The sequence below is a fragment of the Streptomyces sp. NPDC054961 genome, assembly GCF_053609145.1.
In genome coordinates, this window is record NZ_JBSGWY010000003.1 from 166,905 (window position 1) to 185,056 (window position 18,152).

Sequence of the window (18,152 nt, forward strand, 5' to 3'; positions counted from 1 at the left end):
GGTCTCGTCACCCCTTCGGGTCGTCGTTGGGCATGGTCACGGTCGCGGTGGCGGGCTCGAAGGACAGGCCGGGGAGGAGGGACTTGACGCTGATCGTCACCTTTGCGGTGACCGCGTCGGCCGTCGAGGAGACGGACACGTCCGGGTTCAGGCCCGCCTTCACCGCCGCCGCGCCCGCCGCGGCGCCGCCCTCGCCCGTGCGGGCCTGTACGCGGGCCGCCGTGCGCGCCGCCGTCTGCGCCTGCTGGTGCACGTACGCGGCCCAGCCCAGCTGGATCCCGCACAGCGCCACGAGGAGGAGGACGGGGATGAAGCCGATGTACTCCAGGGCCACTTGACCGCGGTCGGAGCGAACGCGCCGTCTCATGCCGTCATTCCTCCCTCTCCATCGCCGCGCCGGCCGTGCCGTCGATCGAGCCGAAGCCGAGTCCGGGGTACAGGACGGGGATCCGCAGGGTGACGGTCGCCTTGTAGACGTCCCCCGACGCACCGCAGTCCACGGACATCCCCCAGCCGCCGCCGATGTACTTGCCCGCCGCCGTCCGGCATTCCGCCTCCCCCTTGACCGCTCCCGCCCGCGCCGCCTCGTCCGCCGCGTTCCCGGCGAGCGAGAAGGCGTAGCCGATCAGCACGCACTCCCAGACCGCCGCCACGAGCAGCAGGATCAGCGGCACCGTGCCGACGAACTCGACCGCCACCTGGCCGCGGTCGCCACCGCGCGCACGGCCGCGCCCCCGTCCCCCCGCAGGTCTGCGCCCGGGCACCGCTCAGCCCTCCCGGCCGCGCCGCAGCCACGGCCCCAGCGAGCCCCGGTCGCCGCCGCGGAGCCGGGCCACCGGCCCGGAGCCGCGTACCGCCAGTGCGGCGCCCGGCTGCTCGGGGGAGGCGGCGGGTTCGGTGTCCTGGGGGGCCAGCAGGCCCAGTTCCCCCGCCACCGCCCACAGGGCCTGCTTCACCGTCGAGCGGTTGTCCAGGTCCTGGACCCGTCCCGCGTCCACGACCGCCTGGAGTTCCTTGAAGGCGGCCGGCACGGGGGTCCGTACGGCGCGGGTCTTCGTGATCTTCTCGATCAGGGAGGGCTGGATCTCGGTGTGCTTGGTCCAGCGGTTGACGACCATCGAGGTGTCCTCCGCCTTGCGGACCTGGAGCCGTTCCCACATCCGGACCATGCGCTTCGCCGCCCGTACGGCGACCACGTCCGGGGTGGTGACGAGGACGGCGGTGTCGGCCATCTCCACGGCGGCCGCGTTGGCGCCGGTGACCTGGGTACCGCAGTCGATGACGACGAGCTCGTAGCGGGCGCGCAGCGCGCCGAGGATGTGCCGGGCGGCCCGGTCGTCGACCTCCTCGCCGCGTTCGCCGTCGGCCGGTGCGAGGAGCAGGGCCAGGCCGGTCCGGTCGTCGTAGACCGCGTCCTGCAGGACGCGCGGGGAGATGTCCTGGATGCCGGCGAGGTCGGCGATGGAGCGGCGGAACTGGACGTCGAGGTACGAGCCGACGTCGCCGGCCTGGAGGTCCATGTCGACCAGGGCGGTGCGCCGGCCCGCGGCCGCCGCGGCCAGGGCGAACTGCACGGCCGTGAAGGTGGCGCCGACCCCGCCCTTGGCCCCGGTGACGGTGACGACCCGGCCGCCCGGCCCGGCGGCCACCTCCGGGCCGCGGCCCAGGTGGCGGCGTACGCCCACGGACCACTGGGCGGCGGACTGGACGCGGGCGGCGAGTTCCTCGTAGGCGAGGGGGAGCCCGACCAGGCCGCGCGCGCCCGAGTCCATGGCGGCGGAGAAGAGGGCCGGGCCGGCGTCCGAGGTGACGAGGACGACGCCCACCGCGGGGAAGCGCAGGGCGACCTCGCGGATGAGGTCCAGGGCGGGGAGCGGACCGATCCGCTCGTGTACGAGGACCACCTCGGGCAGCTCGTCGATCGATTCGGCGGCGAGGCGGCCCAGCATGTCGAGGAGGGAGGTGGAGTCGGCGACGGGGGCGGCCGGTTCGGCGCCCGGGAGCTGGCTGAGGAGGGCGGCGATGACGCGGGCGGCTTCCGGGTCGCCCACCGCGGGGAGGATGCGGGTGCTCAGGGTGCTCATCCGGGCCTCACTTGTCCCCGTCGAGGGTGTACGTGCGGTCGCCCGGGCCGGGCGCCGAGTCGGTGCCGGGGGCCACCAGCGCGAGGCGCACGTGCTCCGCGAACGACTCCGCGTAGGCGACGCGCTGGGTGTCCTTGGTGTTGAGGGCGAAGGTGATCGGGACGGCTTCGGCCGGGCCCTTCTTGTCGCTGTCCTTGTCGAGGGGGGTGAGCTTGCCGACGTTGATGACGCGGGCGTTGGCGACGATGATCACCGAGCGGGACGGATCGGTGTCCTTGGCGCCCTTGAAGGTGGCGATGATGTTGACCTTCGCCCCCGAGTTGATCTTCCCGGCCACGCCGGTGGCCGCGTCGATCATGATGGCGATCTCCTGCTCCCCCGGCTGGAGCTGCGGCTTGTCGACGAACATGTCCGCCTGGAGCAGCGAGCCCTTGCGCAGGGTGGTCAGCGCGATCTTGTCCTTGAGCTGGCCCAGATCGGTGACGGCGGTGTCGGACAGCCAGCGCCTGGGGACGGAGACCTCCTCGAACTGGCCCGCCGTCAGCTGGCTGTACGGGGCTATGTCGCCCTTCACGCGGTACGCGACGACCTCGGCCCCGACCTTGGAGTTGACGTCGCCGATCACCACGAGGACTCCGCCGAAGGCCGCCAGGGCGCACAGGACCGACAGGAGCAGCAGGATGACGCCGCGGCGCTGGCGTGAATTCATGGCCGTACCTACCTCGCCGTTCTTCGTTCGTTCGGGCCGGTCATCGGAGTCGTGATCTGGAGCGGGCGACGGCGCCCGCGGTGGTGCCGGGCCCGAGGGCCGGCGCGGAGCCGGCGGCGGACGCGGCGCGGGCGGGGACGGCCGGAGCCGCCGGAGCCGTCAGCGGGGCCGAGCAGAACCCGCAGCGGTCGCCGATGAGTTCGAAGCCGCACCAGCGGCACTCCTCGCGGCGGACCGAGGCGACGAGCTGGTAGAGGACCGACAGGTCCGGGATGCCGGCGGCGAACTCGACCAGCTTCGGCGTGGCCCACCAGGCCGCCGAGTCGGCCGGAAGGGGGTTCTCCATGACGCCCTGGACCTGCCAGGCGGGGGCCAGTTCGGAGGCCACCCAGTCGGAGGTGAGCTGGCCGCGGGCGAAGGTGAGGTGCGTGGCGAACTCGGGGCCCGCGGGCAGCGCCCCGCCGCCGCGCGCCCCGCCGCCGCGGGTCGCCCCGCCATGGGTCCCGCCGCGCGGACCCCCGCCGTGCGCCCCGCCCGAGCCCGAGCCGGATCCCAGCTTGACCAGGTACGGCACCGGGTTCGCCAGGACCGCGAACTGGGCGTTCGGGGACCACGACTTGGCGTGCGCCTTCAGCCCGACCGGCACCCGGTCCAGCTTGGCCACCGAGCCGAGGAGCGCGCCCGCGTAGACGTAGTGGGAGAGCAGCCGCGCGGCGGACGCGAGGACCCCGGGGCTGAAGTCGCAGACGCTGAGCTGGCGCAGCTGACGTACCAGCAGGGCGGTTCCCAGCGGCGGGAGATCGATGTCGAGGAGGGCGATCCGGTCGGTCTCCAGGACGGCCCGTACGGTGTGCAGCCGGCGGACCGCCGCGGCCGGGAGCCAGGGCGGCACGAGGACCACGAGGTGGCCGTGCTGTTCCAGCAGCGCGGCCGTGTGGGCGAGCGCGCCCTCCAGGTCGAGCTGTTCGGGCGGCGGCAGCACGGCGGCGGACGGCGTGTGCCGGTCCGGGGCCGGCAGCACCAGATCGGCGCTGGTGACAGCAATGGCGGTCGGCACGCGCATCCCCCCGTTCACCCCGTACCCGGCGGGCGTTCGCCCACCCCGAAAGTCACCCCGGAAATGCCCCGAAATCCGCCCCGGAGCCGGCGTCCCGCATCCGCACACGGACCGCGCACCGGCTGCGCGACCGCAAATGATCAGCCCTTCGCCCCCTTGCCCCAGCACCATATCCGCGTCCCCCCTGGCAGGGCAGGGGCTTGCTGATTCCCGTGCCACGAGCACGTGTCGCAGGTGGCGGGAAACCCGGACAACAGGGATCGGCCGGCGCCCGGAGAGCCGATTGGTTCAAGCCATATCGCAAACACCCTTGACAGGGTGATTGGACTAGACCAACTTGTCCGCAGGGCACCCCACATGCCCCCGACGCGTCCCTCACATCCCCTCTCCCCCCACCGGAGCCCACGTGAACCGCATCCGCTCCCTCGCCGTCCCGCTCGCCGTCACCCTGGCCGCCGGCGGCCTCACCGCCCTCGCCACGGGCACCGCCCAGGCCGCCGACGTCAACGTCGTCCGCAACGCGGGCTTCGAGTCCGGCCTCTCCCACTGGACCTGTACCGCCGGCAGCGGCGCCACGGTCGCCTCCCCCGTATACGCGGGCGCCGCCGCCCTGAAGGCCACGCCGGCGGGCCAGGACAACGCCCGGTGCAGCCAGACCGTCACGGTCAAGCCGAATTCGACGTACACGCTCAGCGAGCAGGTCAACGGTTCGTACGTGTACCTCGGCGCGACCGGGACCGGCACCCAGGACGTCTCCACCTGGACGCCCGGCACCGGCGGCGGCTTCCAGAAGCTGTCCACCACCTTCACCACCGGTCCGAGCACCACCCAGGTCACCGTCTACACCCACGGCTGGTACGGCCAGCCGGGCTTCGTCGTCGACGAGTTCAGCGTCTTCGGTCCCGACGGCGGCGGTGGCACCGACCCCGCCCCGACCCTTCCGGGCGCCCCGTCCGGCACCGCCGTTTCCGGCCAGAGCGCGAGCGGGCTCACCCTCGCGTGGAACGCGGTCAGCGGAGCGAGCGGCTATTACGTGTATCAGGACGGCGTCCGCGTCAAAACGCTGACGGGCACCTCCGCGCAGATCACCGGGCTCGCCGCATCCACCTCCTACGCCTTCCAGGTGAGCGCGTACAACGCGGCGGGCGAGGGCGCCAAGGGCGCGTCCGTCACCGGGACCACCACCAGCGGCGGGGGCGGCAACCCGAACCCGTCGGTGCCCAGGCACGCGCTGACCGGCTACTGGCAGAACTTCAACAACGGTGCGACCGTCCAGAAGATCTCCGACGTGTCCGCGCAGTACGACATCATCGCCGTCTCCTTCGCCGATGCCACCGCCACGCCCGGCGCCATCGCCTTCAACCTCGACTCGGCCGGCCTCGGCGGCTACACCGTCGCCCAGTTCAAGGCGGACATCGCCGCGAAGAAGGCGGCCGGCAAGTCCGTCATCCTCTCCATCGGCGGCGAGAAGGGCACCATCTCGGTGGGCGACTCGGCGTCCGCGAACAACCTCGCGAACTCCGCGTACGCGCTGATGCAGGAGTACGGCTTCAGCGGTGTCGACATCGACCTGGAGAACGGCCTCAACCCGACCTACATGACGCAGGCGCTGCACTCGCTCGCGGCGAAGGCCGGCCCCTCCTTCGTCCTCACCATGGCCCCGCAGACCATCGACATGCAGTCGACCCAGGGCGGCTACTTCAAGACGGCTCTCGCCGTGAAGGACATCCTGACCGTCGTCAACATGCAGTACTACAACAGCGGCTCGATGAACGGCTGCGACGGCAACGTCTACTCCCAGGGCTCGGTGGACTTCCTCACCGCGCTGGCCTGCATCCAGCTCGAGGGCGGGCTCGACCCCTCGCAGGTGGGCATCGGCGTCCCGGCGTCCCCGAGCGGCGCGGGCAGCGGCTACGTATCGCCGACCATCGTGAACAACGCGCTGGACTGCCTGACCAAGGGCACGGGCTGCGGCAGCTTCAAGCCCTCGAAGACCTACCCCTCGCTGCGCGGCGCGATGACCTGGTCGACCAACTGGGACGCCAAGGCGGGTAGCGCTTGGTCCAATGCGGTGGGTCCCAAGGTCCACGGCCTGCCGTAACCGGTAGGTGTGTGGGGTGGCCGCCGGACGGGACCGGTGGCCGATGTGGCCGGATCGCGATCCTTGACCCGGACATGCCATGAGAGCACGCTGTGCGCGTCCGCACGGCTACCCCACACTCCCACCCAGGAGAACGCATGCGGCTCCACCACCGCCGAAGGGCCGCCCTCACGGCGGCCCTTCTCGCACTCGCGCTCGGCGCACCCGCCTACGGCATGACCGCCACGGCATCCCCCCCGCCCAGCCCGTCCACCGCCACCCAGGACGAGGCGATCGTCCAGTACGAGATCAAGGGCCCGGCCACGGCGGCCGAGCGCACCGCCCTGCTCCGCACCGGCGCCTCGATCGACGAGGTGGACGCCCGCTCGGTGGTCGTCAGCGCCGACCCCATGCAGGCCTCGAGCCTGCGCGCGCTCGGCTACAAGCTGACCGCCCTGCCCGGCCCGCCGGACCGGTCCGACGGACGCGGAGTCATCGCCGGGGCGAACGACTTCCCGTCGAAGGACTCGAACTACCACAACTACAGCGAGGCGATCGCGGAGATCAACCAGCGCGTCGCCCAGTACCCCGCGATCATGAGCAAGCAGGTCATCGGGAAGTCGTACCAGGGCCGGGACATCGTCGCCATCAAGATCAGCGACAACGTCGCGACCGACGAGGCCGAGCCCGAGGTGCTCTTCACCCACCACCAGCACGCCCGCGAGCACCTGACCGTCGAGATGGCCCTCTACCTGCTCAAGGAGTGGGGCTCCAAGTACGGGACGGACCCGCGCATCACCGACATGGTCAACGGGCGGGAGCTCTGGATCATCCCGGACCTCAACCCGGACGGCGGCGAGTACGACATCGCCACCGGCTCGTACCGCTCCTGGCGCAAGAACCGGCAGCCGAACTCCGGCTCCTCCTACGTCGGCACGGACGAGAACCGCAACTGGAACTACAAGTGGGGCTGCTGCGGCGGCTCCAGCAGCAGCAAGAGCTCCGAGACCTACCGCGGCGCGGCCGGCGAGTCGGCGCCCGAGGTGAAGGTCGTCGCGGACTTCGTGCGCACCCGGATCGTCGGCGGCAAGCAGCAGATCAAGGCCGCCATCGACTTCCACACGTACAGCGAACTGGTGCTGTGGCCGTTCGGCTGGACCTACAACGACACGGCTCCCGGACTGACCGCCGACGACCTGGCCGCGTACAAGAAGATCGGCACCAGCATGGCGGCCAGCAACGGCTACACGCCGGAGCAGTCGAGCGACCTGTACATCACGGACGGGACGATCGACGACTGGCTGTGGGGCGACCAGAAGATCTTCGCCTACACCTTCGAGATGTATCCGACGGACTCCGGAAGCAGTGGCTTCTACCCGCCGGACGAGGTCATCGACCGCGAGACCTCGCGGAACAAGGACGCGGTGCTGCAACTGCTGGAGAACGCGGACTGCATGTACCGCTCGATCGGCAAGGAAGCGCAGTACTGCGCCTAACGGCCGTCCGGTGAACCGGGGCGCCCCACCGCCAGGGGGGCGCCCCTTCGCGCGCGCCGGACCGGGGCCGGTTCCGGGCCGCCTCCGGGGCCGGTTCCGGGCCGCCTCCGGGGCCGGTTCCGGGCCGCCTCCGGGCCCTGCCCCGCTCGGCCCTGCCCCGCTCGGCCCGGTCGGCTCGGCCCGGTCGGCTCGGCCGCTAGTCCGTCTTCACGTCCTCGGCATTGCGCCAGATCGTGAGGTCGAGCTTGATGTACGTGCTCGACTCCTTCGAACCGGACTTGCCGCGGTAGGTCGCCACCGAGATGTGGCCGGCCTTGCTCAGCACGCAGATCTGCGATCCGTCCGTGAGCTGGTCGAGGCCGATCTTCTCGGTGAAGCGGGTCACCGCCCGGCAGGTCTCCAGCGAGCCCTTCTCCGAGTCCTTCAGCAGGACCAGCTTGCCGTTCGCGCTGCCGACCTTCTCGTCCCCGAACAGGGTGTCCCGGTAGTAGTAGAGGTCCGCGTGCCCGTACATCACGCCGGCGCCGCTCGGCTCCTCGGCCGGGCGCGGCGGGTTGTCCGCCAGCTTCAGCTCGTGGTTCTGCGGCACGTCGATGCCCTGGTACGTGACCGGCTGCGGGCCGGCCGGCTTCTGGCCGCCGGGCGGCGTGGCGCCCGCGCCCGCCGAACTGCCGCCGGACGCCTTGGAATCGCCGGCCTTGTCCTTGCCGTCCGGCAGGAGGGATCCGATCACCGCGAGCCCGATGACCGCGGCCACGACGGACCCGGCGACGATCAGCCCCGTCCGCTTGCGGCGGGGCGGCTGCGGCTGCGGCTGCGCGAACCCGGGGGCGTGGAAGCCCGGCGGCGTGCTGTGGCCCGGCGCGTACGTGGGCTGCGCGTACGAGGGCTGCTGGTACGCGGGCTGCTGGTACGGGGACGGCGCCGGCGCGGGCTGCTGGTACGGGGACGGCGCGGGCTGCGGGTGCGCGGGCCGCGCGTACGGGGGCGGCGGCGTCCCGTAGCCGGGCGGCACGGACCCCGGAGCGGGCTGCGCCGGAGCGGCCCGCGTCGGCGCGGCGGCCACGCCGGTCGGCGTGTACGGGGACCCGGCGGCGGGTCCCGCGGGCGTGTCCGGGGCCGTCGGCTGCGGGGAGAACGCGGTCGGGGCGGGAGGCGCGCCCGGGGCCGGCGGTGCCACAGTGGGCGGCTGCGGCGGCGGGGTGGGAGCCGGGGCGGGCAGGCGGAGCCGCTCGGTGATGAAGCCGGTGACCTCCCGCGGCAGCCAGTCCTCACCCTGGCGCAGCGGTTCCTCCGAGGCCTCGTTGCACAGCTCGATGATCTCGGTCAGGGTCGGGCGGTCGGCCGGGTCGCGGCTCAGGCAGCGGGTCACCACGGGCCGCAGCTCCTCGGGCAGTCCGCTGAGGTCGGGGTCCTCGTGGACGATCCGGTAGAGCACCGCGTGCGAGGGTCCGTCGCCGTAGACGGAGGCCCCGATGGCGGCGTAGGCCGCGATCTGGCCGAGCGCGAAGACGTCGGTGGCCGGGGTGACCGTGCCCGCCGACGCCTGTTCGGGCGCCATGAACGCCGGGGTGCCGACGCTGACGCCGGTGTTGGTCAGGGCGGTGCTGTCGGCCGCGCGGGCGATGCCGAAGTCGATGACGCGCGGGCCGTCCGAGGCGAGGAGGACGTTGGCGGGTTTCAGGTCCCGGTGGACGATGCCCGCGCCGTGGATCACGTGGAGGGCCTCGGCGACGCCGACGATCAGCAACAGCACGCTGCGCGTGGGCAGTCCGCCGTGCTGGGACACGGCGTGCGCGAGCGAGGGGCCGGGCACGTAGGCGGTGGCCAGCCAGGGCTGGGAGCCCTCGGTGTCCGAGTCGATGACGGGCGCCGTGTAGAGGCCCTGGACCCGCTGCGCGGACCGCACTTCCTGCTGGAAGCGCCGCCGGAACTCGGGGTCCTCGCCGAACTCGGCCCGGATCACCTTGATGGCGATGGGCCGTCCGCCCGGCGTGTAGGAGAGGTACACCTTGCCCATGCCGCCCGCGCCCAGGACGGCCGCCAGGCGGTAGCCGCCCACGACGGCGGGGTCATCGGCCTTGAGCGGCTGGAAGAAGTCGGCCGAAGGTGTCGTGCCCATAGGAACCATCCCCCTGCTAGCGGCGATTCAGCTCCTGCCGACGCCCGAAGTCAACCGCGAGGGTACCCAATGTCCGTCCCCTGCGGCGCAGTCCGTCGCGTGCGGGGCGAACCGTCGCGTGCGGCGCGGCGGGACCGGAGGCGGCGCCCGGAGCCGGGCGCCGCTCCCCCGCCGCTATCCGAGGACCGCGAGGGCGTCGATCTCGATCAGCAGGCCGGCCGGGAGCCCCACGTACACGGTGGTCCGGGCGGCCGGGGCCTCCTTCAGGCCCTGCTCCTCGAAGTAGCTGTTGTAGATGCCGTTCATCTCGGCGAAGTGGCCGGTGTCGGTGAGGTAGACGCGGATCATCATCACGTCGTCCCAGCTCGCGCCGCCCGCCTCCAGGACGGAGCGGACGTTCTCCAGCGTCTGGAGCGTCTGCTCGCGCAGCGCGGGGCCGGCGGGGGTGGGCGGCTGCCCGTCCACGTGCGGGAGGAAGCCGACCTGGCCGGCGACCTGGAGGATGTTGCCCTTGCGCACGCCGTGCGAGAACCTCGCGGGCGGCGTGGTGTGGGTGTCGGGGGTGAGGGCGGTCTTCTCGGTCATGGCCGGTCTTCCTGTGCGGGGCCCGAGCCTGAGTACTCACGGCCGATGGCGTCGGCGGTCTGCCGGACGAGGGGGAGCAGTTCGAGCAGTTCCTCGGCGGAGACGACCACGCCGGGAGCGGAGACGGACATCGCGGCGACCACCCGCCCGCCGGGGCCCCGGACGGGCGCGGCGAGGCAGTTCAGGGCCTCCTCGTGGCCCCCGAGGTCGGTGGCCCAGCCCTGTTCGCGGACGCGCTCCAGTTCGCGGAGGTACGCGGCGGCGTCGGGGGTGGAGCGGGGGGTGTAGGCCGGGTACTCGATGCGGTGCGCGAGGGCGCTGCGCTCCGCCTCCGGCAGGTCGGCGATCAGCAGCTTGGCCACGGCGGCGACGGTCAGCGGCACGGGCCGGCCGATGCGCGAGTACATCCGCACCGGGTAGCGGCTGTCCACCTTGTCGATGTAGACCACCTCGTCGTCCTGGTGGAGGGCGAGGTGCACCGTGTGGCCGGTGACGCGGTTGAGTTCCACGAGGTGCGGGTGCGCGATGTCCCGGACGTCGAGGTTCTCGATGGACTCCGCGGCCAGCGCGAAGAGGGAGGCCCCGAGCCGGTAGCGGCCGTCGCCCTGCCGGTAGACGAAGCCGTGATCCTGGAGGGTGCGCAGCAGCCGCAGGGCGGTGCTCTTGTGCACGGCGAGCACTTCGGCGACCTCGCCGAGCCCGGCCGGCCCCTTGGCCAGGGCGGGCAGGATCCGCAGTGCCCGTTCCACCGACTGGCTCACCCGGCGTCCCTTCGTGCGGCGCGAGCCCCGTTGACCCGCCGTCATCCGGGATGTTAGACAGCATGCAGCGGTACACGCAACGACCGTTGCAGTGGACGCAACGCATACACAGTTCGCCTGCGGTGCGCGCGCACCGCGCGCACCGCGACGCCCCCGGAGGCACGCACATGCCCAGCGACCCCGTCCAGGCCCTCGCCCAGGAACCGGTCGACCACCGGTTCAAGGGACTTCCGCCGGACGCCGAACGGGCGGGCCTCACCGTCGGGCAGCTCGCCGGCGAGCGGCGGGACCTCTACACCGGCGGGTTCACCACGCCCGTCCTCACGCTGGACGCCGACGCGCTGAGCCACAACCTCGCCGCCCTCGAGACGTACGCGCGGGCCCACGGCCTCGCCTTCGCCCCGCACGGCAAGACCTGCATGGCGCCCCAGCTGTTCCACCGTCAGCTCGGCCACGGTGCCTGGGGGATCACCGCCGCCATGCCCCATCAGGCCCGCGTCTACCGCGCCTTCGGCATCCAGCGCATCTTCCTCGCCAACGAGCTCGTCGACGCCGCCGCCCTGCGCTGGGTCGCCGCCGAACTCGCCGCCGACCCCGGTTTCCGGTTCGTCTGCTACGTCGACTCGGTGCGCGGGGTCGAGCTCATGGACCGGGCGCTGCGGGGGCAGCCGGCGGTCGTGGACGTGGTCGTCGAGCTCGGCGCCGGCGAAGGCGCGCGGACGGGGGCCCGCAGCGACGAGGACTGCCGGGCCGTCGCCGACGCCGTGGCGCGGACGCGGACGCTGCGTCTCGTCGGCATCGCCGGGTACGAGGCCGAAGTCCCCGGCGCCGACCCGGAGTCCGTGCACGCCTACCTGCGCCGACTCACCGGGCTCGCCGTCGAGTTCGACGGGGCCGGCCGGTTCTCCGGCGGCGCGGACGGCGGCGCCGGGCCCGACGAGATCGTCGTCAGCGCCGGCGGCTCCGCCTGGTTCGACGCCGTCGCCGACGTCTTCGCCGAGCTCCCGGAGCTGTCGAGGCCCGTCCTCAAGCTGCTGCGCTCCGGCGCGTACGTCTCCCACGACCACGGCTGGTACACCCGCCTGACCCCCTTCAACCGGGTCCCGGAGGAGGGCGGCCTGCGCCCCGCCTTCCGGCTCTGGGCGCAGGTCGTCTCCCGCCCCTCCCCCACCCAGGCGTTCGTCAACGCCGGCAAGCGCGACATCGCCTACGACCTCGGGCTCCCCGAGGTCGAGCTGGTCCGCGATCCCGTCGACGGCACCGAGCGCCCCGCCACCGGGTCCGTGCGCGTCACGAAGCTCTCCGACCAGCACGCCTGGCTGGAGACGGACCGCGCCGAGGACCTGAACGTCGGTGACTGGGTGGCGCTCGGCATGTCCCACCCGTGCACGATCTTCGAGAAGTGGCCGCTGATCCCGGTCGTGGAGGCCGACGGCACGGTCACCGACTACGTCCGGACCTTCTTCTAGCCCATGGACCTGGTCATCCGCGGGGCCCGCGTCGTCGACGGCACGGGCGGGCCCTCGTACACCGCGGACGTCGGCGTCCACGAGGGGCACATCGCCGAGGTGGGCCGGATCCGCGGCGGCGGGCGGGAGACGGTCGACGCCCACGGCCTCGCGCTGGCCCCCGGCTTCGTCGACATGCACGCCCACAGCGACCTCGCGCTGCTCCGCGATCCGGACCACAGTGCGAAGGCCGCCCAGGGCGTGACCCTCGAGGTCCTCGGCCAGGACGGCCTGTCCTACGCCCCGGCCGACGACCGGACCCTCGCCGAGGTGCGGACCGCGCTCGCCGGCTGGAACGGCACGGGCGAGGACATCGACTTCGACTGGCGCACGGTGGGCGGCTACCTGGACCGCCTCGACGCGCAGGGCACCGCCGTCAACGCCGCCTACCTGGTCCCCCAGGGCACCGTCCGGGCCCTCGCCGTCGGCTGGGGCGACCGCCCCGCCACCCCCGCCGAGCTCGACCGGATGCGCGCGCTCGTCGCGGAGGGGCTCGCGCAGGGCGCCGTGGGCCTGTCCTCCGGGCTCACCTACACCCCCGGCATGTACGCGTCCGGCGCGGAACTGACCGGGCTGTGCCGGGTCGTCGCCTCCTACGGCGGCTACTACTGCCCGCACCACCGCTCCTACGGCCGCGGCGCGCTCGCCGCCTACGCCGAGATGGTCGAACTGACCCGCGAGGCCGGCTGCGCGCTGCACCTCGCGCACGCCACGATGAACTTCGGCGAGAACCGGGGCCGGGCGGGCGAGCTGCTCGCCCTCCTCGACGGGGCCCTGGCCGAGGGCTGCGACATCAGCCTCGACAGCTACCCGTACACCCCCGGCTGCACCACGCTCGTCGCCCTCCTTCCCGGCTGGGCCAACGAGGGCGGTCCCGACGCGGTCCTCGCCCGGCTGCGCGACGACGCCGCGTCCGAGCGGATCCGGTACGCGCTGGAGGTGGAGGGCTCCGACGGCTGTCACGGCGTCCCGGTGGACTGGTCGACGATCGAGATCGCCGGGACCACGGACCCGGCCTACGGGTCGTACGTCGGCACGCGCCTGCGGGACTGGGACACGGCCCGGCGGCTCCTGCTGGGCGACCGGCTGGGCACGGGCATCCTGCAGCACGTGGGGCACGAGGAGAACGTCCGGGCGATCATGCGCCACCCCGTCCACACGGGCGGTTCGGACGGCATCCTGCAGGGCGCGAAACCGCACCCCCGGGCGTACGGCACCTTCCCGCACTACCTCGGGCACTACGTGCGCGAGCTGGGCGTCCTCTCGCTGGAGGAGTGCGTCGCGCACCTGTCGGGCCGCCCGGCGGCGCGGCTGCGCCTGCCCGACCGGGGAACCGTCCGGGTGGGCCACCGCGCGGACCTCGTCCTCTTCGATCCGCGGACGGTCGCGGCCGGGTCGACGTACGAGCGCCCGCGCGCGCTGCCGACCGGGATCCCGCACGTCCTGATCGACGGACGCTTCGTGATGCGCGACGGGCGCAGGACGGACGTCCTGGCGGGCCGCTCGGTCCGCCGCACCCCGCACGGGGGCCGTTAGGGGGTGGCGGCCGTTCCCTCGCGTCCCGTGCGGCCCGCCGTGCCGACGTGCGTTCTTGGGGACGCCGCCGGAGGATGGGGCCAGGGGGACACAGCAGGAGGTAGCCATGGACAGTGAATCGGACCAGCAGCCCCAGCGCCCGGCCCATCTCTACACGGGTTCCGAGCGCGCGTACGACCCCGAGGACCTCGTGATGGCACGCGGCCAGGACCCGACTCCGGAACGGGTGGAGAAGGCGCGCAAGCTGATCGAGAAGGAGGGCGCGAAGGCCCTCGAGCGCTACCTCCCGTAGACACGGATCAGCCCGAGGAGGGGCGGTGCGGGGCCGGCTCCGCACAGCGGCCACCGCCCCGCCCCGACGTGCGCCCCGGCCCGTGCGCATCCAGAGCCGGTGGACGCTCGTTAAGCCGTGCGGGGGGCCGACCCGAAGGACGACGCACGATGCAGACGAAGACCGGCGCGCGCGCCGGCGCCAAGAGCCCCGCCACCGCCACGGGCTCCACCCGCACGCGTTCCGCCACCGCCGACGGCCCGGCCGTCGACTGGGACCACCCGGCCGACCCCCCGGCCGGTCCGCGGCTGACGCACGTGCGCGCCTACGTCGACACCTCCGGCGCCGACGGCCATCTGTGGCGCGGCGTCCCGACCCTGCTGCTGACCACGCTCGACCGGCTCTCCGGCCGCGCGGTCCGCACCCCGCTGATCTACGCCCGGGACGGCGCCCGCCACATCGTCCTGGCGACCGCCGCCGAAGGCGCCGGGGGCGTCCCCTCCTGGTACCGCAACCTGACCGCCCACCCCGAGGTCCGCGTCCAGGTCGGAGCCCTGACCGCACAGGCCCGCGCCCGCACGGCCACGCCGGCGGAGCGCGAGACGTACTGGGAGTTCATGACCGCCCTCTGGCCGGCCTACGAGGACCAGCAGGCCGCGGCCGCTCCCCGGGAGATCCCGTTGGTCATCATCGAGCGCTGACCCGGATCCACTCACCGAGCGTCGTCGCGCGATCGCTAAAAGTGAGATTTCGGGTGTGCGGCGATTCCTGGCGGGCACATCACAGTCATGGTCTCGGACATGCTCGAACGGCTGCGGCACCTGGTACGCCCGCGCCGCACTCCCGTCTTCACCGCCGACTTCACCTCCCCCACCCAGTGGATCGCAGGCCGCTCGTGGGCCTATCCCGACGGCGGCCCGGTCAACCCGGGCGACAACAAGCTCGACCACCTCGTCACCGATCCCGCCTACAGCCGCGACGGGGTCTTCCGGGCGACGCCGCGCCCCGACGGAGACTGGGACAGCGGGCTGCTCACCACCGAGGGCAGCGACGAGGGCTTCATGCTGCGCACCGGCGACGTGCTGGAGGCCCGGGTGAAACTCCCGGTGCAGCGGGGAGCCTGGCCGGCCATCTGGACCTGGCGGGACGGCGGTCAGGAGATCGACGTCTTCGAGTACCACCCCGACAACCCGGACCTGCTGGAACTCTCCAACCACGTCCGGGAGGCGCACCGCTACTACCGCGACGCGGCGATCCGGCCCGGCGGGTGGATCGACCTGAAGGTCGAGTTCGGGAGGAGTTCGGTCGTCTGGTGGGTCAACGGCTCCCGCGTCTTCAGCGACGGCAGGGGCGTGGGCCGCCGCTGGTCCGCGTACCTCATCGTCAACCTCTCGGTCTCCGCGGGCAGGTACCACCCCGCGCCGGAGCCCGAGGTCACGGAGCTGTCGTACGAGGTCGCGCAGCTGCGCGTGTACCGGACGCGCTGAGCGCCGCTCCGGGGCCGCGGCGCGGACCCCGGAGCTACCCGAAGTCGTAGACCGTGACGGGCACGCCCTTCGCGCACAGCCGGTCCAGCACCAGCGGCTCGACCCGCGGCCACGTGCCGCCCGCGAGTCCGCAGCCGATGCGGGGCATGTGGACCGAGGCCTCCAGCTCGGCGGCGTGCCCGGCCAGGACGGCCAGGCACCGGCCGATCGCCTCGTAGCGCACGGGCGGACCCGCGCTGCCGGTCCGTACGCCCCGCTGGCCGACCATGTTCGCCACCCAGATGTCCTGGCGGACCTGCACCAGCTGGACCGCCCCCAGCCGAAGTCGTTCCCGCTGCGCCCCCGGTGCCAGGCGCGGTACTCGGCCTCCGGGCCGCTCCAGCGCTTCGAGAGCGCGAGGACGAAGCCCTTCCCCCAGCCTCCGATGTCGTTGCAGACGTGCGCGATGATCTTCGGCCCCTTGGCGTGCGGGTTGGTCACGTCCCCCGAGATGATCTTCAAGTCGGTCACGCCCGCACCGTAGCCGAGCCCTCCGACAACGACGGAAGGCACGTGCCGCGGGGGTCTTCCGCCCCCACCCTCCGGGCCCTTGGTCCACAGCTTGCCCACGGGTCCCTTTACGGGGTTTTAACCGTGTTACAACTGAATAATGCGCTACAAATGGCGCATTTTCCTTCGCTGTTGCCCAGCCCACACAAGCGCTGCCCTGCCCCGGCAACACACCCGTTTTCCCAGGAGCGAGCAACGTGAGCAAAGCCGAGCAGACGGCTCCGTCTGCCAAGAAGAACTCCGCCGTGATGGCGGTCATGCAGCGCCTGGGCCGCAGCCTGATGCTGCCCATCGCCGTCCTGCCGGCCGCCGCGCTGCTGATGCGCTTCGGCCAGGGCGACATGCTGGGCAGCGAGTCCCTGCCGTCCTGGTGCAACAAGATAGCCACGTACATGGCCGCCGGCGGCGACGCGATCTTCGCGAATCTGGCGATGCTCTTCGCCGTGGGCATCGCGGTCGGCTACGCGAAGAAGGCCGACGGCTCCACCGGCCTCGCGGCCGTGGCGGGCTACCTGGTCTTCGCCAACGTCCTGGGCACCTTCACCGACGGCAGCGTGCCGAAGATCGAGAAGGTCGTCGACCACCAGGTGGCCCTGGTCGAGGCGCCCGTCAACGCCGGCGTGCTCGGCGGTGTCGTCATGGGCATCGTCGTGGCCCTGCTGTTCCAGAAGTTCTACCGGACCAAACTGCCGGACTGGGCCGGCTTCTTCGGCGGCCGCCGCCTCGTCCCGATCCTGTCCTCCCTGGCGGGTCTGGTCATCGGCATCGTCATGGGCCTGATCTGGCCGGTGCTGGGCAAGGGCATCCACGGCTTCGGCGAGTGGCTGGTCAACTCCGGCTCCGTGGGCGCGGGCGTCTTCGGCGTCGCCAACCGCGCGCTGATCCCCGTCGGCATGCACCACCTCCTGAACTCCTTCCCGTGGTTCCAGGCGGGCGAGTTCGACGGCAAGCACGGCGACATCGCCCGCTTCCTCGCCGGCGACCCGAGCGCCGGACAGTTCATGACCGGCTTCTTCCCGATCATGATGTTCGCCCTCCCGGCGGCCTGCCTCGCGATCGTCCACTGCGCCCGCCCCGAGCGCCGCAAGGTCGTCGGCGGCATGATGTTCTCCCTCGCGCTCACCGCCTTCGTCACGGGCATCACGGAGCCGATCGAGTTCACCTTCATGTTCATCGCCCCGGTCCTCTACGCCATCCACGCGGTCCTGACCGGCGTATCGATGGCCCTCACCTGGGCCCTCGGGATGAAGGACGGCTTCGGCTTCTCGGCCGGCGCCATCGACTTCTTCCTCAACCTCGGCATCGCGTCCAACCCGTGGGGCCTGGCTGGCATCGGCCTCTGCTTCGCCGCGGTGTACTACGCCGTCTTCCGCTTCGCGATCACCAAGTGGAACCTCCCCACCCCGGGCCGCGAGTCCGACGAGGAGCTCGCCGAGCTCCAGAAGGCCGAGGCGAAGTGACCGCGGCGAAGTGACCGCGGCGGCCTGAAGTCCCCGCCGTACGACCGTGATGCGGATCACTCCATCGCGCGATTCGGAATGTCTTATTCCGATCGTGGAGTGATCGGTATCGACCGATTCACCTCTGTCTCCCTTCGGGTTAGGTTCCACCTCGCGCGTAAACGCGAAGTCAGGTTCCGCTTCTGGTGCCTGCACCCCGTCCGGCTCATCGCGTGGGCCCACGGGCCCCCGCAAGGAGACATGTGAACACCCCTTTCGCGGGCCGGCCCCGCGACCGCGGACGGCTCCGGCCGCACAGCGGAAGGGCCGCCCCGTCGACAGCGACGGGACCCGCCCTCGTCCTACCGGCCTGGCGCCCGGGGGGGGGGGGGGGCGGGGTCGGCCGCGGCCCGCCGGGGGGCGGCGCCGCGGGGCGCGGCGGCGGGCCGCGGCGCCGCGGGGCCGGGG

At 72.7% G+C, this 18,152-nt stretch carries 16 protein-coding genes and 1 pseudogene; 8 read left to right on the forward strand and 9 right to left on the reverse strand.

Annotated elements, in window-relative coordinates:
• Window positions 1-7: 7 nt before the first annotated feature.
• The 5 genes from ACWF9Z_RS04925 to ACWF9Z_RS04945 form a co-directional block, all read right to left on the reverse strand.
• Window positions 8-367 (reverse strand): TadE/TadG family type IV pilus assembly protein, encoded by a 360-nt coding sequence (locus tag ACWF9Z_RS04925; RefSeq protein WP_453597523.1) that lies wholly within the window; start codon window positions 365-367, stop codon window positions 8-10.
• Between the two features lie 4 nt (window positions 368-371).
• A complete protein-coding gene (locus ACWF9Z_RS04930; protein WP_453597525.1) occupies window positions 372-698 on the reverse strand; it encodes a TadE/TadG family type IV pilus assembly protein in 327 nt (108 codons plus the stop codon).
• Between the two features lie 69 nt (window positions 699-767).
• Window positions 768-2,075: an AAA family ATPase gene (locus tag ACWF9Z_RS04935; RefSeq protein WP_453597833.1), complete on the reverse strand. Its 1,308-nt coding sequence runs from the start codon at window positions 2,073-2,075 to the stop codon at window positions 768-770.
• A 16-nt stretch (window positions 2,076-2,091) separates the two neighbouring features.
• Window positions 2,092-2,793 (reverse strand): Flp pilus assembly protein CpaB, encoded by a 702-nt coding sequence (cpaB, locus tag ACWF9Z_RS04940; protein ID WP_453597527.1) that lies wholly within the window; start codon window positions 2,791-2,793, stop codon window positions 2,092-2,094.
• Between the two features lie 40 nt (window positions 2,794-2,833).
• The gene (locus ACWF9Z_RS04945) at window positions 2,834-3,856 is read right to left on the reverse strand and encodes a hypothetical protein (RefSeq protein WP_453597529.1); all 1,023 of its coding nucleotides are present in this window, start codon (window positions 3,854-3,856) and stop codon (window positions 2,834-2,836) included.
• 400 nt (window positions 3,857-4,256) lie between these two features.
• Here ACWF9Z_RS04945 and ACWF9Z_RS04950 point away from each other — a divergent pair, with 400 nt between their 5' ends.
• A complete protein-coding gene (locus ACWF9Z_RS04950) occupies window positions 4,257-5,951 on the forward strand; it encodes a chitinase (RefSeq protein ID WP_453597531.1) in 1,695 nt (564 codons plus the stop codon).
• Between the two features lie 137 nt (window positions 5,952-6,088).
• Window positions 6,089-7,426, forward strand: coding sequence for a M14 family metallopeptidase (locus ACWF9Z_RS04955; RefSeq protein WP_453597533.1), 1,338 nt, complete (start codon window positions 6,089-6,091; stop codon window positions 7,424-7,426).
• A 196-nt stretch (window positions 7,427-7,622) separates the two neighbouring features.
• Here ACWF9Z_RS04955 and ACWF9Z_RS04960 read toward each other — a convergent pair whose 3' ends face one another.
• From ACWF9Z_RS04960 to ACWF9Z_RS04970, 3 genes are all read right to left on the reverse strand, one after another.
• Window positions 7,623-9,557 (reverse strand): serine/threonine protein kinase, encoded by a 1,935-nt coding sequence (locus ACWF9Z_RS04960; protein WP_453597535.1) that lies wholly within the window; start codon window positions 9,555-9,557, stop codon window positions 7,623-7,625.
• A gap of 165 nt (window positions 9,558-9,722) precedes the next feature.
• Window positions 9,723-10,133 carry a RidA family protein gene (locus ACWF9Z_RS04965; RefSeq protein WP_453597537.1) on the reverse strand — a complete coding sequence of 137 codons (411 nt, stop codon included), beginning with the start codon at window positions 10,131-10,133 and terminating at the stop codon, window positions 9,723-9,725.
• A complete protein-coding gene (locus ACWF9Z_RS04970; protein ID WP_453597539.1) occupies window positions 10,130-10,894 on the reverse strand; it encodes an IclR family transcriptional regulator in 765 nt (254 codons plus the stop codon). The genes ACWF9Z_RS04965 and ACWF9Z_RS04970 overlap by 4 nt, the downstream gene beginning before the upstream one ends.
• Window positions 10,895-11,061: 167 nt before the next feature.
• Here ACWF9Z_RS04970 and ACWF9Z_RS04975 point away from each other — a divergent pair, with 167 nt between their 5' ends.
• The 5 genes from ACWF9Z_RS04975 to ACWF9Z_RS04995 all read left to right on the forward strand — a co-directional run bounded on the left by ACWF9Z_RS04975 (window position 11,062) and on the right by ACWF9Z_RS04995 (window position 15,696).
• Entirely contained in the window at window positions 11,062-12,363 is a 1,302-nt protein-coding gene (locus tag ACWF9Z_RS04975; RefSeq protein WP_453597541.1) for an amino acid deaminase, read from the forward strand.
• A gap of 3 nt (window positions 12,364-12,366) precedes the next feature.
• Window positions 12,367-13,938 carry an N-acyl-D-amino-acid deacylase family protein gene (locus ACWF9Z_RS04980; protein WP_453597543.1) on the forward strand — a complete coding sequence of 524 codons (1,572 nt, stop codon included), beginning with the start codon at window positions 12,367-12,369 and terminating at the stop codon, window positions 13,936-13,938.
• 106 nt (window positions 13,939-14,044) lie between these two features.
• On the forward strand, window positions 14,045-14,230 hold the full coding sequence (locus tag ACWF9Z_RS04985) for a hypothetical protein (RefSeq protein WP_328300521.1): 186 nt from the start codon (window positions 14,045-14,047) through the stop codon (window positions 14,228-14,230).
• 149 nt (window positions 14,231-14,379) lie between these two features.
• Window positions 14,380-14,910, forward strand: coding sequence for a nitroreductase/quinone reductase family protein (locus tag ACWF9Z_RS04990; RefSeq protein ID WP_453597545.1), 531 nt, complete (start codon window positions 14,380-14,382; stop codon window positions 14,908-14,910).
• Between the two features lie 99 nt (window positions 14,911-15,009).
• Window positions 15,010-15,696: a beta-glucanase gene (locus ACWF9Z_RS04995; RefSeq protein WP_453597547.1), complete on the forward strand. Its 687-nt coding sequence runs from the start codon at window positions 15,010-15,012 to the stop codon at window positions 15,694-15,696.
• A 34-nt stretch (window positions 15,697-15,730) separates the two neighbouring features.
• Here ACWF9Z_RS04995 and ACWF9Z_RS05000 read toward each other — a convergent pair.
• Window positions 15,731-16,206: pseudogene (locus ACWF9Z_RS05000) on the reverse strand (macro domain-containing protein).
• Window positions 16,207-16,493: 287 nt separating this feature from the next.
• Here ACWF9Z_RS05000 and ACWF9Z_RS05005 point away from each other — a divergent pair.
• Window positions 16,494-17,705, forward strand: coding sequence for a PTS transporter subunit EIIC (locus tag ACWF9Z_RS05005; protein WP_453597835.1), 1,212 nt, complete (start codon window positions 16,494-16,496; stop codon window positions 17,703-17,705).
• Window positions 17,706-18,152: the final 447 nt, after the last annotated feature.